The 16590-nt window shown below is 40.6% G+C and carries 4 protein-coding genes; 2 read left to right on the forward strand and 2 right to left on the reverse strand.

The features are described from left to right. Nucleotides 1-253: 253 nt before the first annotated feature. Nucleotides 254-649, forward strand: coding sequence for a hypothetical protein (locus IGJ12_RS12595; protein WP_225869310.1), 396 nt, complete (start codon nucleotides 254-256; stop codon nucleotides 647-649). A gap of 46 nt (nucleotides 650-695) precedes the next feature. Then, nucleotides 696-3065, forward strand: coding sequence for an accessory Sec system translocase SecA2 (gene secA2, locus IGJ12_RS12600; RefSeq protein WP_430619084.1), 2370 nt, complete (start codon nucleotides 696-698; stop codon nucleotides 3063-3065). A gap of 135 nt (nucleotides 3066-3200) precedes the next feature. Here secA2 and IGJ12_RS12605 read toward each other — a convergent pair whose 3' ends face one another. Together IGJ12_RS12605 and glf are read right to left on the reverse strand one after the other, a co-directional pair. Then, the gene (locus tag IGJ12_RS12605; protein WP_430619085.1) at nucleotides 3201-15224 is read right to left on the reverse strand and encodes a KxYKxGKxW signal peptide domain-containing protein; all 12024 of its coding nucleotides are present in this window, start codon (nucleotides 15222-15224) and stop codon (nucleotides 3201-3203) included. A gap of 159 nt (nucleotides 15225-15383) precedes the next feature. After that, nucleotides 15384-16496, reverse strand: a complete 1113-nt coding sequence (gene glf, locus IGJ12_RS12610) for a UDP-galactopyranose mutase (RefSeq protein WP_005234362.1) — start codon at nucleotides 16494-16496, stop codon at nucleotides 15384-15386. Between the last annotated feature and the right edge of the window lie 94 nt (nucleotides 16497-16590).

A 16590-nucleotide genomic window follows, 5' to 3' on the forward strand; every position in this document is an offset into this window, starting at 1 on the left:
CCTTTTGTACTTGTTTTTTGTTGAAATAAAAAAAAAAAAGGAAAAGGTGAGGTTGGTCATTGTGGTATCATCGTTTTAAATTCAAATAAGTAAAAACTACTCACTTTAAATGGTCATCAGAGAAATACAAGGATTGGAAAAGAAAAAAAGGGAGAATTTCCTGAGAAATAGCCCCCAAAAGAAGGTCTTTACTATGAAAAAACTAATTGAAGTCATCATACCTCTCGTTTTGCTCTTAGGAGGTATCTTTTTTTTGAAAGAAAATTTAACAGTCAACGAAACACCGACTACAGAATCTAGGGTCCCTGACAATGAACCGACGCCTAAGTTAAACCTAAAAGCTGTCGTTTTGCGGACTGATGACTCTTTGGAAGCAGTTGATCAAGAGTCCATCTATCACGGTGAATTTCCCTACTATAATATGGATAGCACCAAAACCTATACGTTTTCACTTCACTTCGTAACAAGTTCTGGTGAAGCGCTGCTGGATCAAAACAAAGAACCACTTATTGCATCAAGAAAGATGAAACTAGTTACTCAGAAGGGAAAGATCGTCTTTTTTTTAGAAGCCAATGATTTGATGAGGGAATATCTTTTTGACCTAGACGACGTCATGATTCGTGCTAAATTAGAAAGCATTGCTGATTAAGCTTAAGCCACAAGCAATATAAGTTTTTGAAAGGAGGAACAAAAAAATGAAAGATAAAAAGTTTCGCAAGTATATTCGGTTGGCGAGAAAAGTTCAAAGTCTAGCAGAAAACTATCGGCAATTATCAGATCAAGAATTGCAAATGCAAACCATTCATTTTCGACAACAACTCGAACAGGGCAAAAAACTGGAGAGTTTACTCCCGCAAGCCTATGCTGTCGTTGTCGAAGCAGACCGTCGTGTCTTGGGAATGGAGCCTTATTTTGTTCAAATTCTTGGCGCAATTGCTCTTTTTTACGGCAATGTTGCTGAAATGAAAACCGGAGAAGGAAAAACATTGTCCGCAACCATGCCGATGTATTTACATGGTCTGGGAGGCAAAGGCAATTTCTTGATTACTTCTAATACGTATTTAGCCTTGCGAGATATTGAAGAAACGGGAAAAGTCTATCGTTTTCTAGGACTATCCGTGGCTGCAGGTGTTCCTGAACATGAAGATGAAGGAGAAGAAATCGATAAAGAGGTGGTCTATGCAGCAGACATCGTCTATACGACGCATAGCGCACTGGGCTTTGACTATTTATTTGACAACTTGGCTGTTTCTCCAGACGAACAATATGTCACCCACTTCAATTATGTACTGATAGATGAAATCGATGCAATATTACTTGATATGGCGCAAACGCCATTGATCATTTCAGGAGCACCCAAAGTTCAGTCAAATTTTTTTACGCTATCTGATTGGTTTGTGAAAAGCTTGATTGAAGGTAAAGACTTTATGAGAAGTGAAAACAAACGTCACGCTTGGTTTACAGAAGCAGGCATAAAAAAAGCCGAAGACTACTTAGGTATTGAAACTATTCTTTCAGAAAAATGGAAAAGTCTTTACCGTCATTTAGTCATTGCCTTACGGGCCAATTATCTCTTACACTTAAACAAAGACTATGTTGTGGAGGACAACGAGATTCTTTTGCTTGATGAAGCAAATGGACGTAAGCTGATTGGAACAAAACTACAAGCTGGCCTTCATCAAGCAATCGAAGCGAAAGAAGGCGTAGAGATTACTACAGAGAGCCGATCCATGGGCTCCATTACCTACCAAAACCTATTCCGAAAATTTAAAATTTTGTCCGGAATGACTGGTACTGCCAAAACAGACGCCGACGAATTTCGAGAAACGTATGATATTGACGTAATCGAAATCCCGACAAATAAACCCATTCGCCGAAAAGATCATCAGGATCTGGTCTATGTGACCAATCAGTCGAAAATCATGGCTTCTTTAGAAGCAGTAAGAAATGCTTTGACGCAAGAACGCCCCGTATTGATTGAGACAGGATCAGTCTCAATGTCGACGTTATACTCCCTGATTCTCTTAAAGCATCGAATCCCTCATAATCTTTTAAACGCTACAACAGCGACCAAGGAATCCTGGATCATCTCAGAAGCTGGTAAAAAAGGTGCCGTAACTGTGGCTACTTCAATGGCTGGGCGTGGTACAGATATTAAACTGGAAGAAGACGCACGGGAAAATGGTGGTCTATTAGTAGTAGGAACTGAGCGGATGACCAGTGACCGAATTGACAATCAGCTTCGGGGCCGCTCTGGACGTCAAGGAGATCCGGGTGACAGTATTTTCTATGTATCTATGGAAGACAAAATCGTGGTTGAAAGTGCACCCAAATGGGCCGCCGACGAACGAGAATTATTAACTGAACAAGAAGAATTATCCAGTGATCTCACGCCCTTAAAAAAGAAAAAATACAATAAACTAATCAATCAGTCTCAAAGCAATCGCAAAAATCAAGAAATTGCCGGACGTCAAACGACGCTAGAATTTGACTCAATTATTACCATTCAAAGAGACAAAATGTACAGCATGAGAAACAGCATTATGAAAGGTACCCCTGTCGAGTTAGAAAACATCATTAATCAATGCATAGAAGAAACAATCAATCAATTCACCACTAAAAAAGAGAACCTAAATCAACAAGCGATCCTTGATTTTATCTTTAATAATTTGGACTATAATTTTGATGTTTTTGAAATCGAGAAACTAGATAAATTTAATAAGCGAACGGTCAAAAAATTTTTATTGGATCTGATTTCAGAGCGTTTGATTCACATTCAACAATTTATGCCAGATAGTTTCCAACAGCTATTTTTCAAGCGAATCATTCTTTTAAAAGCCTTAGATACTCTTTGGATCGAACAATCAGACAACCTGCAACAATTGAAAACAGTCATCAATGGGCGAAACTGGGGACAACATCGCCCCATCTATGAATTTCAAGTAGAAGCACATCGTTCTTTTACTGAAATGCGTGAAGCCATTTATCTAGAAGCAGTCAGAAATTTATTATTATCCGAGTTGGTAAAAACAGAAGATGGTTCATTCGATGTTGAATTTCCATAGCCAACCATAGCCAATAAAAAAGCATCACAGTTAGTTTGCCTAACTGTGATGCTTTTTTATTTAATAGAAGTACTTTTATCATTTTAGAAGAGCTAGGAAATTTATCCTAGCTCTTCACAAAACAAAACTAACGAGTTACTCTGTTTCACGCTTTGCTTCATCTTTTTTCTTTTTCATTAAAGCAATAGCAGCTAACAGCGTGGCAATTCCAGCAAGAGACATTTGAATACCACTTGCATCAGATTCGCCAGTCTTAGGAAGAGTAGAACCAGTTGCACCGGTCGTATGACTCCCTACTTCTGTGTTGCCAATTGGCGTTATTGTATTTCCATTTACTCCATTGTTCTGATCAGAACTTGATGGTGTTGAAGTAGAGCCGCTGTTAGACTCACTTGCCGAAAGTGAATGATCTTGGCTAGTTGATTGTGATTGCAGCTCTGATAGACTCTCAGACAAGCTATTACTGTGATATTCACTGACGATATCAGAGTTGATATCACTTGTACTTGTGCTTAGCGAAGCAGAGTCACTCACGCTGGTACTATCGCTGATTGATTCACTAGCGCTCATGGAGACTGAATCTCGATCAGAGGCACTAAAGCTTTCACTCTGACTAGCCGAGTTGCTAGCACTCAGACTTTCGCTTGTTGACCCTGAATCACTTGATTCGGCGCTAAGTGATACTGAATCACGTTCACTATCACTGATGCTGGTGCTTTCGCTTGCTGATTCACTTACGCTTGTACTGTCACTGATAGAAGTCGAATCACTTACACTTGCACTATTTGACATTGAATCACGTTCACTATCGCTGATGCTAGTGCTTTCGCTTGCTGATTCACTCACACTTAGGCTTTCGCTTGCTGAAGTCGAATCACTTACACTTGCACTATCAGACATTGAACCACGTTCACTGTCGCTGATGCTGGTGCTTTCGCTTGCTGATTCACTCACACTTAGGCTTTCGCTTGCTGAAGTCGAATCACTTACACTTGCACTATCAGACATTGAACCACGTTCACTGTCACTAATGCTGGTACTTTCGCTAACAGATTCACTCACACTTGTACTGTCACTGGTTGAAGTCGAATCACTTACACTTGCACTATCAGACATTGAACCACGTTCACTGTCACTAATGCTGGTACTTTCACTAGCTGATTCGCTCATACTTGTACTGTCACTTTGACTGATTGATGTGCTCTCACTTGCAAAAATCGACTCACTTGTACTGAAGCTGCGGCTTTCTTCCGTAGAAATACTTGCGCTTTCAGACTCAGAATCGCGAATGCTAGAACTGTTGCTTGTGCTTTCAGAGGCGGAGGCTTGGTCGCTCGTACTCATAGATTGACTCAAACTTGTACTGTCACTTGAACTAACCGATTCGGAATCTCGTACACTTTCACTTGTACTAATGCTTTCGCTAATGGAGGTTGATTCGCTAGGTGTAACTTCCGTACTATTCCGCTCGCTTTCGCTAGTACTGATGCTGACGCTAACTGATTCACTGGTGCTAGAGCTTTGTGAATCACTTGTCGAAGCACTCACACTTTGAGATTCAATCACTTCTTGTTTTTCGCTAAGCGATGTGCTGATTGATGCCGATTCGCTTAGACTTGTACTAGTAGATTGTGAAATGCTGGTGCTCTCACTAGCACTTGCTGAGACAGAATCATTTGTACTTGTACTGTCACTGGTTGAAAGGCTAGAACTGTTCGATCTTGAATATAGATCGCTTAAGCTATCACTTGCACTATCGCTATTGCTGAGTGATGTGCTTGCACTATCACTCGTACTGAAACTACGTGATTCGCTGGCACTTTCAGATCTAGATAGTAAATCACTTAGACTCGCGCTTAAACTTAAGCTGTTACTTACGCTCGTGCTGCCGCTATAGCTTAGGCTATCACTTCTAGATTCACTTGCACTCTCTGATCTAGAAAGTAAATCACTTACACTCGTACTAGAACTTAAGCTGTCACTGGTTGATGTGCTCATGCTATTGCTTACACTATCACTCCGTGATTCGCTCGCACTGCTAGATTGAGAGTTCATTTCACTTAAACTTAAGCTAGAGCTGTTGCTGCCACTCAACGAAGTACTTGTGCTTTGGCTCATGCTATTGCTCCGTGATTCACTGGCACTGGTTGACCGAGATAGTAATTCGCTCAAGCTAGTACTGCTACTTTCACTCGTACTAATTGATGTGCTGCTGCTATAGCTTAGGCTATCACTCCGTGACTCGCTGGCACTGACTGATTGAGATAATTGTTCACTTAGACTTGTACTTGAACTCAAACTCGTGCTAGCTGAAGTACTTTGACTGAAACTATTACTTAGGCTATTACTTAAACTAATACCTTCGGAAAGTGAGTCACTTGTCAATTGGCTCAAACTATTACTCAAACTGTAGCTGTCGCTCGCACTAGTTGACGATGAATCACTTAATGAACTGCTAGTACTTGTGCTGAGACTTAGACTCGCAGAAGTACTACTACTGTAGCTTTGACTTTCACTTGCTAGTGATCTGCTTTCTGAAAGACTATCGCTATTGCTCAAGCTAGCACTGATTGACGATGAGTCGCTCATTGATGTACTGATACTCAAGCTTTCACTCATACTTTCAGAAGCACTATTACTAATACTTGTACTATCGCTAGTACTTGTACTTATGCTTGCTGAGGTGCTGCTACTGTAGCTAGTACTGTCACTAGTACTTAGACTAATACTTGCTGAGGTACTGCTGCTAAAACTTTCACTCATACTTGATCGTGAATCACTAATTGACGTACTCAAACTATTCGATTCACTGTTACTGCTACTTGTACTAATTGAAGCAGAGTCACTAACCGAAGTACTGACACTAGTACTCATGCTCAAGCTGGCTGAAGTACTGCTGCTATAGCTTTGACTTTCACTAGTCCGTGAATCGCTCACAGACGTACTAATGCTTGTTGATTCACTATTACTTGTACTTGTGCTACCGCTGTAGCTTGCAGAGTCGCTTGCACTTTGTGACATTAAACCACTAGTACTCAATGATGATGAATCACTTAGTGAAGTACTAATACTTGCTGACTCACTGTTACTAATACTTGTACTTACTGATAATGAGTCACTCAATGACGTACTCGTACTTAGTGATTCTCTAGTACTTACACTTGTGCTGCCGCTAAAGCTTGTAGAATCGCTCGCACTTAATGACAACGAAGTACTTGTGCTTAGAGATAACGAGTCACTGATCGACGTACTTGCACTTGTCGAGTCACTGTTGCTTACACTTGTACTTAGCGATGATGAATCACTGATTGATGTGCTTGTACTTGCTGATTCACTGTTACTGATACTTGTACTTACTGATAACGAATCGCTGATCGACGTGCTTGTACTTGTCGAGTCACTGTTGCTTACACTTGTACTTAGCGATGATGAATCACTTAATGACGTACTTACACTTGTGGAATCGCTACTGCTAACACTTGTGCTTCCGCTAAAGCTTGCTGAATCACTCGCACTTAAGGATGCCGAAATACTTGTACTCAATGATGATGAATCACTGATCGACGTGCTCGTACTTATGGACTCACTGTTGCTTACACTTGTGCTGCCACTAAAGCTTGCAGAATCACTCGCACTTAGAGATGTCGAAACACTTGTACTCAATGATGATGAATCACTGATTGATGTGCTTGTACTTATCGACTCACTGTTACTGATGCTTGTACTTACAGACAATGAATCGCTGATCGACGTGCTTGTACTTATCGACTCACTATTACTTACACTTGTGCTGCCACTAAAGCTTGCAGAATCACTCGCACTTAGAGATGTCGAAACACTTGTACTCAATGATGATGAATCACTGATTGATGTGCTCAGGCTTGTTGATTCACTGTTACTAATGCTTGTACTTACAGATAATGAATCGCTGATCGACGTGCTCGTACTTGTGGAATCACTGTTGCTTAGACTTGTGCTGCCACTAAAGCTTGTAGAATCGCTCGCACTTAATGATGTCGAAATGCTTGTGCTTTGTGATGATGAGTCACTGATCGATGTGCTCAAGCTTGTCGACTCACTAACGCTTGTAGATGATGATTCGCTCACTGACGTACTTGAGCTTGTCGACTCACTGTTGCTTACACTTGTGCTGCCACTGAAGCTTGCTGAATCACTCGCACTTAGGGATGCTGAAATACTTGTACTCAATGATAGTGAATCACTGATCGACGTACTTGTACTTGTTGATTCACTATTACTTACACTTGTGCTACCACTAAAGCTTGCTGAATCACTCGCACTTAGAGATGTCGAAACACTTGTACTCAATGATAATGAATCACTGATTGATGTGCTCAAGCTTGTTGACTCACTAACGCTTGTAGATGTTGATTCGCTCACTGACGTACTTGCGCTTGTCGACTCACTGTTGCTTACGCTTGTGCTACCACTAAAGCTTGCTGATTCACTCGCACTTAGAGATGTCGAAATACTTGTGCTCAATGATGATGAATCACTGATTGACGTACTTTCACTTGCTGATTCACTGTTACTGATACTTGTACTTACAGACATTGAATCGCTAATCGACGTGCTGGTGCTTGTCGACTCACTATTACTTACACTTGTGCTGCCACTGAAGCTTGCAGAATCACTCGCACTTAGAGATGTCGAAATACTTGTGCTCAATGATGATGAATCGCTGATCGACGTGCTCGTACTTGTGGAATCACTGCTGCTTACACTTGTACTACCACTGAAGCTTGCTGAATCACTCGCACTTAGAGATGTCGAAACACTTGTACTCAATGATGATGAATCACTGATTGATGTGCTTATACTTGCTGATTCACTGTTACTGATGCTTGTACTCACTGATAATGAATCGCTAATCGACGTGCTTGTACTTGTGGACTCACTGTTGCTTACACTTGTGCTACCACTAAAGCTTGCTGAATCACTCGCACTTAGGGATGCTGAAATACTTGTACTCAATGATAGTGAATCACTGATCGACGTACTTTCACTTGCTGATTCGCTGTTACTGATGCTTGTACTTACTGATAATGAATCGCTAATCGACGTGCTCGTACTTGTGGAATCACTATTACTTACACTTGTGCTACCACTAAAGCTTGCTGAATCACTCGCACTTAGAGATGTCGAAATACTTGTACTCAATGATAATGAATCACTGATTGATGTGCTCAAGCTTGTTGACTCACTAACGCTTGTAGATGTTGATTCGCTCACTGACGTACTTGCGCTTGTCGACTCACTGTTGCTTACGCTTGTGCTACCACTAAAGCTTGCTGATTCACTCGCACTTAGGGATGTCGAAATGCTTGTGCTCAATGATAATGAATCACTGATTGATGTGCTCAAGCTTGTTGACTCACTAACGCTTGTAGATGTTGATTCGCTCACTGACGTACTTGCGCTTGTCGACTCACTGTTGCTTACGCTTGTGCTACCACTAAAGCTTGCTGATTCACTCGCACTTAGGGATGTCGAAATGCTTGTGCTCAATGATAATGAATCACTGATTGATGTGCTCAAGCTTGTTGACTCACTAACGCTTGTAGATGTTGATTCGCTCACTGACGTACTTGCGCTTGTCGACTCACTGTTGCTTACGCTTGTGCTACCACTAAAGCTTGCTGATTCACTCGCACTTAGGGATGTCGAAATGCTTGTGCTCAATGATGATGAATCACTGACTGATGTGCTCAGGCTTGCTGATTCACTGTTACTGATGCTTGTACTTACTGATAACGAATCGCTGATCGATGTGCTGGTGCTTGTCGACTCACTAATACTTGTAGATGTTGAATCACTACTTGACGTACTTGCACTTGTCGAATCACTGTTACTTACACTTGTGCTACCGCTAAAGCTTGCTGAATCACTCGCACTTAGGGAAGAAGAAATACTTGTACTCAATGATGATGAATCACTGATCGATGTGCTTAGGCTTGTTGACTCACTAATGCTTGTAGATGTTGATTCGCTCGATGACGTACTTGCGCTTGTGGAATCACTGTTGCTTACACTTGTACTGCCGCTAAAGCTTGCAGAATCACTCGCACTTAAGGATGTCGAAATGCTTGTACTCAATGATGCAGAATCGCTGATTGACGTACTTTCACTTGCTGATTCGCTGTTACTGATACTTGTACTTACTGATAACGAATCGCTGATCGATGTGCTGGTGCTTGTTGACTCACTAATGCTTGCAGATGTTGATTCACTGCTTGACGTACTTGCGCTTGTGGAATCACTGTTGCTTACACTTGTACTACCACTGAAGCTTGCTGATTCACTCGCACTTAGGGATGTCGAAATGCTTGTGCTCAATGATGATGAATCACTGACTGATGTGCTCAGGCTTGCTGATTCACTGTTACTGATGCTTGTACTTACTGATAATGAATCGCTGATCGACGTGCTCGTACTTGTGGACTCACTGTTGCTTACACTTGTGCTGCCGCTAAAGCTTGCTGAATCACTCGCACTTAATGATGCAGAAATGCTTGTACTCAATGATGCAGAATCGCTGATTGACGTACTTTCACTTGCTGATTCGCTGTTACTGATACTTGTACTTACTGATAACGAATCGCTGATCGATGTGCTGGTGCTTGTTGACTCACTAATGCTTGCAGATGTTGATTCACTGCTTGACGTACTTGCGCTTGTGGAATCACTGTTGCTTACACTTGTGCTACCACTGAAGCTTGCTGATTCACTCGCACTTAGGGAAGATGAAACACTTGTACTCAATGATGATGAATCACTAATTGATGTGCTCAAGCTTGTCGACTCACTGATACTTGTAGATGTTGATTCACTACTTGACGTACTTGCACTTGTCGAATCACTGTTGCTTACACTTGTACTACCACTGAAGCTTGCAGAATCACTCGCACTTAAGGATGTCGAAATGCTTGTACTCAATGATGCAGAATCGCTGATTGACGTACTTTCACTTGCTGATTCGCTGTTACTGATACTTGTACTTACTGATAACGAATCGCTGATCGACGTGCTGGTGCTTGTTGACTCACTAATGCTTGCAGATGTTGATTCACTGCTTGACGTACTTGCGCTTGTGGAATCACTGTTGCTTACACTTGTACTACCACTGAAGCTTGCTGATTCACTCGCACTTAAGGAAGATGAAACACTTGTACTCAATGATAATGAATCGCTGATCGAGGTGCTCAAGCTTGTCGACTCACTGATACTTGTAGATGTTGATTCACTACTTGACGTACTTGCACTTGTCGAATCACTGTTACTTACACTTGTGCTACCGCTAAAGCTTGCTGATTCACTCGCACTTAGGGAAGATGAAACACTTGTACTCAATGATAATGAATCGCTGATTGACGTACTTTCACTTGTTGACTCACTAATACTTACTGAAAGTGAATTACTTGCAGATATACTTTCGCTTGCCGAATCGCTATTACTTACGCTCGTACTGCCGCTATAACTTGCAGAGTCACTTGCACTTAATGATGTCGAAATGCTGGCACTCAATGAGGATGAATCACTAAGCGAGGTACTCAAACTCATTGACTCACTGTTACTTAATGATAATGAATCGCTAACTGATGTGCTGGTACTGATTGACTCGCTAATACTTACAGATGTTGATGCACTAGCTGACGTACTTACACTTGTGGAATCACTGTTACTTACACTTGTGCTGCCACTGAAACTTGCTGATTCGCTAGTAGACTCACTATTGCTTTCACTAATGCTCAATGACATCGACGTACTAATTGAATTTGAGATCGAGTCTGATTCCGATAAACTTTCTGATAAACTCATGCTGGCACTCAATGAATCAGAAATAGATTCGCTGAAACTAATGCTCTCACTAAGCGAAGAAGAATCAGATTCACTAATTGCGACCGATAATGATTCTGATGCTGAAATACTTTCTGATACTGAATCACTCTCTGACAATGACAGTGAAGTGGATTCACTGAGTGATTGCGAGAGTGAAACTGATACTGACTCAGATAAAGATAAACTTTCAGAATCACTTGTACTGTTACTCAATGATCCAGAAACAGAGGCACTAAAGCTAGAACTATCACTTTCTGAATCTGACTCAGAAACACTAGCTGATATGGATAACGATTCTGATGCTGAAAGGCTTTCTGACATTGAATCACTATCCGACAATGAAATCGATGTTGAAATACTTTCAGACAGGGATTCTGATAAAGATTCTGAATCACTAAGCGAAATTGAAAGAGACATTGATTCACTTTCTGAGATAGAGGTCGATGACGAGTTACTCTCTGAGTCCGACACTGAAATAGATTCACTTGTTGAAAGAGACGCTGATTCTGAGTCACTCAATGAGATCGAAACCGATTCTGAATCACTTAAAGAAGTTGAAGTAGAGATTGATGTTGATAATGATTCAGATGTCGAATCATTCATATCAGATTCACTTTCTGAAATAGACGATGACAATGAGTCACTCTCTGATTCTGAAACTGAAACAGACTCACTCATTGATGTAGACATTGATTCTGAATCACTAACAGAGATCGATTCTGATAAAGAGTCACTTTCTGAAATCGATTGAGAAAGAGAAACACTTTCTGATTCTGAAGTAGAAGTAATAATGGATTCTGATAATGATTCACTTCCCGAAACAGACTCTGAAGTAGACAAAGATACCGGATCTTGTTCATAATTGACCGTGAACATCTGAGGTGAAGAATCCATTTGAGATGCTCCATTGCTGGTGGTATCAAAAGTTTGATTGGCAGCCATAGCTTCCGCTAATGTATTGTAGACTACTCCATCTGGTCCTGTAACCGTATAAATATATCCATTTCTCTCTAAATCTGCATCTGTTACACCAAGAGTGATACTTTCGTTTGAAACGCCAGAAGTACCATATTTTCCAACAGTGACTGTTCCCGGGATTTGCTCAAATGCTTCCCCTGTAGCAGGATCTGATTCCGGTTGATTATTTCCAACGACACCGACTTCTTGATAAGACGGATAGAGAGTGATCGTAATAAACTGTTGATCACTATCTGTCGTACTACCATTATTGCTAGTATTATCAAAAACAAATGTCCCTGTTTGATCTGCATAATAACCGGTTTGAGTGAGGTAATCCGCAATTAAATCCTCATAACTTATTTCTTGGCCGGTCGTCCCATTGATGGCAACTGTGCCAGTTTGGTTTTGTAATGGACGACCATCTGAATTAACAAATGTTACATTGACTGTTTGTGTATCTGCTACAACGTAAATAGTGGTTAGACTCGCACCTGTTCCTACTGTAGTAGATCCAGGCTGTACATTGCCATTTAATACTGCACCTGTTGCATAATAGTAACCAGGAGGTAAATTCGTCGAAGTATAGTAACTATTGGTCCAATCAATAACATTCCCGTAGTTTGCAGGAACTCTATCTGTTCCTGAAGCTTCGGTACCAGCATTCATGTACTCAGAAGAAATCACTTGACCTGTCTTAACGTCAACATATTGGTACTGAACCGAATTATTAGCAACACCGTATACATAAATATTATAGGTATAATTGGTGTTTTCCATCGGAACGATCGCAACTGTCGCTTGTCCATAACTATCCCCATTATCGGCATTAGTCGTACTATCTCCGCCACTTTGGCCATCGTTTTTCGCAGAACTAGCGACTTGAGTACCAATTGCCCACATATAATTATCAGGCATTAGATCATTGGCATACTCCAACGTTTGCAAATCAAGATACTCACCAATGTAATTAACGTCTGGATCAATTGGCATATCAACAGTTTTGATAATATTGCCATACTGATCAACATAGTTTACAGTTACAGTTCCTGGTGCAATAGCAACAGTCGCTAATTCACGGGTAGAAGTATCTACAATATTAGATGTAGTAACATTTCCAGCCGTATCTTTAATGGTGGTTGTCGTACCTGAAATAGTCATCTCTACGAATTTTAAGTTACGGTTTCCTTCTGGAGCAGCGGTTTGGCTACTGCTGCCTTGCCATGTACTAATCTGAGAATTATTCATGACAAATGTTCCCGAACCTGTAATCAATCGGCCAGCCGAAACAGCTCCTGAAGAAGTTAAACGTGCTAAGTGCAATGCTCGCGGTGAAATAAAGCGAATGGTTGCGCCAGAATCAACGTTTACAACAGTATTGGCATTCCATTGTTGCAAATCAAGTACCGTTCCTGCATTAAATGTAACAACCGCTCTATTTGTGACATTCAGCGAGTTAGAACCTACTGTACGCGTAGCCGTCATTTGTAAATTTTGTCCAAAAGTTGCAGTTCGGTCATTTGATTGACTTCCTGAATAACGAGAAAAATCAAGGAGCATTTGGAAGCCGTCTTGTTTCCAGGTTACGTCATCTCCAACAGTGATTGAGTTAAATCCATAATAGACAAGGGGATAGTTGTTACTATTATAGGTACTAAGTTCGTTCCCAATAATTGTCGCTCCATCACCTACTTTAAAGGTATGGTTGAATCCTGTATCACTCGCATTGTTCCCTCGGATGGCCATATAGTAAAACATGGAATAACCAGTGGTACCAGCTGTTCGATTCAACTCTACATGGGATCCGTTAGCGATAGCTACTTCCCCAATTTGCATCAATTCTTGTTTTACATTGGCAACGATTTTGCCTGATAATGTCACTTGACTATCCTCAGCATCCAGTAGTCGTCGTGGTTGATAAGCAGTATCTGTTCCGCTAACACCATCTCGTCCTTCGAGAGTGACATTATCGATATTGAAGTACCAGTATCCATAACCACCTGTTGCCGACCTTGAATCGATCACAGCGTCCGCTGTACCTGTCCCACTGTCTCCTGAATTGGTGCCTGACTGCCAATGAATCAAGTTAATATTTGTGATCGTAAAAATAGAACCGCGAACCGTAGAACTTGCCCCTACATTAAACGCTGCTCCTGCCATATTGACTGTAAAACCATTCCCGTCAATAATCACACTCGTTTCGCGCCAACCCAAATCACGAGTTGCCACATTGGTAGCCGCTGTAATATTGGCGGTTACCTCGATATAGGTAATCGAAGAATTTCCATATGCTGCTTTTAAGGTAGCCCAGTCAGTAACTGCGGCATAAGTGCCATTAGCAATAGCGGTTTGCTTATATAAATCTTTATTCTTCACTTGGTCTGGCACATCAACTGTTACCCCAGAAGGTGAATTGGTTTTATTTCCATCATTGATTGCCTGCTCAAATTCTTCTCGACCCATATCCGGATCTGCAGAAACATTGATTTTAATGATCTGCCCCGATTGGGTGGTAATTGCAAAACTTGCAATCAAATTATTGGCACTAGCATATTGTTGCGCTGCCCGTATCAAAGATGTACTTGGTGAATTGCCATCTTTGACTACTATCTCTAATGAATTCGTTGTAGTGTCAACCGACGCTTGTACTTTCTTCGGCACTAATTGATCAAAGAGATCTTGTGCTTTTTGCGATTCTACTTTATTTTTTTCGGAGACTGTTTGTTTTGGTGGGTTCTTTTGACTTACTGACGTTGAATGAGAGACGCTGGTAGATCGTGACATCGATAGACTAGTCGATTCTGATGCACTTGACGACAACGAACCACTTTCTGAAATAGAGGTACTTTCTGAGATACTCAAACTCTCTGATTCAGACACACTCTCCTCCTCGGAAAGGCTCATTGATTCAGAAGTGCTTTGGGATTCTTCAATAGTGGTAACATTGTTTTCAATTTCTGAATCACTCACACTCTGTGATTCGGTTAAACTAGTTGACTCTGTTGCACTTTGTGACTGGGTAATACTTTCGGATTCAGAAAAACTATCCGATGGCTGTGTGCTTTCAGATTGAGAAGTAGCTTCACTTTCTTGTGTCGATGAAGCCGGTATTTTGGTCGTCGTTTTATTTGCCAAGACATTCTCGGCATTTGCTTCTTTACTTGCATCTAATGGCGGTGTGATTTCTGAAGCATGTGCCACGATTGGCGCGATACTCAATCCAGCAATGCCAGTAAAAGAAGTGATCGTTGCATAGACCCAATGTTTTCCGCTTTTATACATCTTGTAGCGTTCACTTTTATTGGAGCGTAACAACTTTCGATAATTATTCTTTTTACTCATTACGTTTATTTTTCTCCCCTTTCGTAAAAATGTTTTATAAACTTCCCCAAGTCCTATTTATTTAGAAGATAGGATAACTAATTATTTCATAGCTAGTAAAAAAGTTACGTTTTGTCCCAGAATCGGGACAAAAAAAAGCAACCTCTCCAATAGAAGAGGTTACTCCACTTGAAATTCCTGTTGGACAAGCTTTAAAGCAGCTGCGATCGTATCGTCCATATCATAATAGCGATAGCTGGCTAGGCGCCCACCAAACAAACAATTTTTTTGCTGTTGCGCTAATTTTTCATATTTGCGATACAATGCATTATTGCTTTGATCGTTAATTGGGTAGTAAGGAATATCTCCTTTCTTCCACTCTTTCGGGTATTCTTTAGTGATAACTGTTCTTTTTGACACCACTGGACAAAAATGTTTATGCTCAATGATTCGCGTATAGGGCGTTTGACTGTCTGTAAAGTTCATGACGGCTGTTCCTTGGTAATTATCCGTGTTATAGACTTCAGTTTCAAAATGTAAAGACCGATAGGCCAACTCGCCATAACAATAATCGAAATATTGATCAATCATTCCAGTATAAACAATGTTCTTAGAAGAGGCTTCATGTCGTGTGCGATCTGCAAAAAAATCAGTCTCTAAAGAAACATCAATCAGTGGATGTGTAAGCATTTTTTGAATCATTTGTGTATAACCCAATTTAGGTATTCCTTGAAAAATATCCGTAAAATAATTGTTGTTAAAGGTATACCGGATCGGCAGCCTTTTGATAATAAAAGAAGGAAGAAGATCACATTCTCGTCCCCACTGTTTTTCAGTGTAGCCTTTGATCAGCTTATGATAGATGTCTGGTCCGACTAAAGAAAGAGCCTGTTCTTCTAAATTTCGTGGTCTTTTTATTCTTGTCTTTTCAATTTGAGTCATTATTTTGGTACGAGCTTCAGCAGGATTTTTGGTTCCCCATAGTTGGTAAAATGTGTTCATATTAAAAGGAAGATTATATAGCTCGCCTTGATAGTTTGCAATAGGAGCATGAATGTAGGGATAGAATTCAGTAAACTGATTGATATAGTCCCAAATTTTTTTACTCGATGTATGAAAAATATGCGCACCATATTTATGTACGTCGATTCCTGCTTGTTTTTCTGTATAACAATTACCGCCAATATGTGTCCGTTTTTCCAACATTTTGACTGTATGTCCCCGTTTCGCTGCTTCATGAGCAAAAACTGAGCCAAAAAGACCTGTACCAACGATCAAATAATCATAAGCCATTTTTTTCTCCTAAAAACTATTTTCTTCTATTATAGGATTTTGATAAGTCAGAACTATAATTTCTTTTTTTTGAAAAAGAAAATAAAGAAGAAAT

Origin of the sequence: Enterococcus sp. DIV0802b (genome assembly GCF_050543535.1) — a bacterium.
GTDB lineage: Bacteria > Bacillota > Bacilli > Lactobacillales > Enterococcaceae > Enterococcus_D > Enterococcus_D entomosocium.

Coding starts and splice junctions, on each gene's coding strand:
- IGJ12_RS12605 (WP_430619085.1), bottom strand. CDS start 15,224: ATGAGTAAAAAGAATAATTATCGAAAGTTGTTACGCTCCAATAAAAGT.
- glf (WP_005234362.1), bottom strand. CDS start 16,496: ATGGCTTATGATTATTTGATCGTTGGTACAGGTCTTTTTGGCTCAGTT.
- secA2 (WP_430619084.1), top strand. CDS start 696: ATGAAAGATAAAAAGTTTCGCAAGTATATTCGGTTGGCGAGAAAAGTT.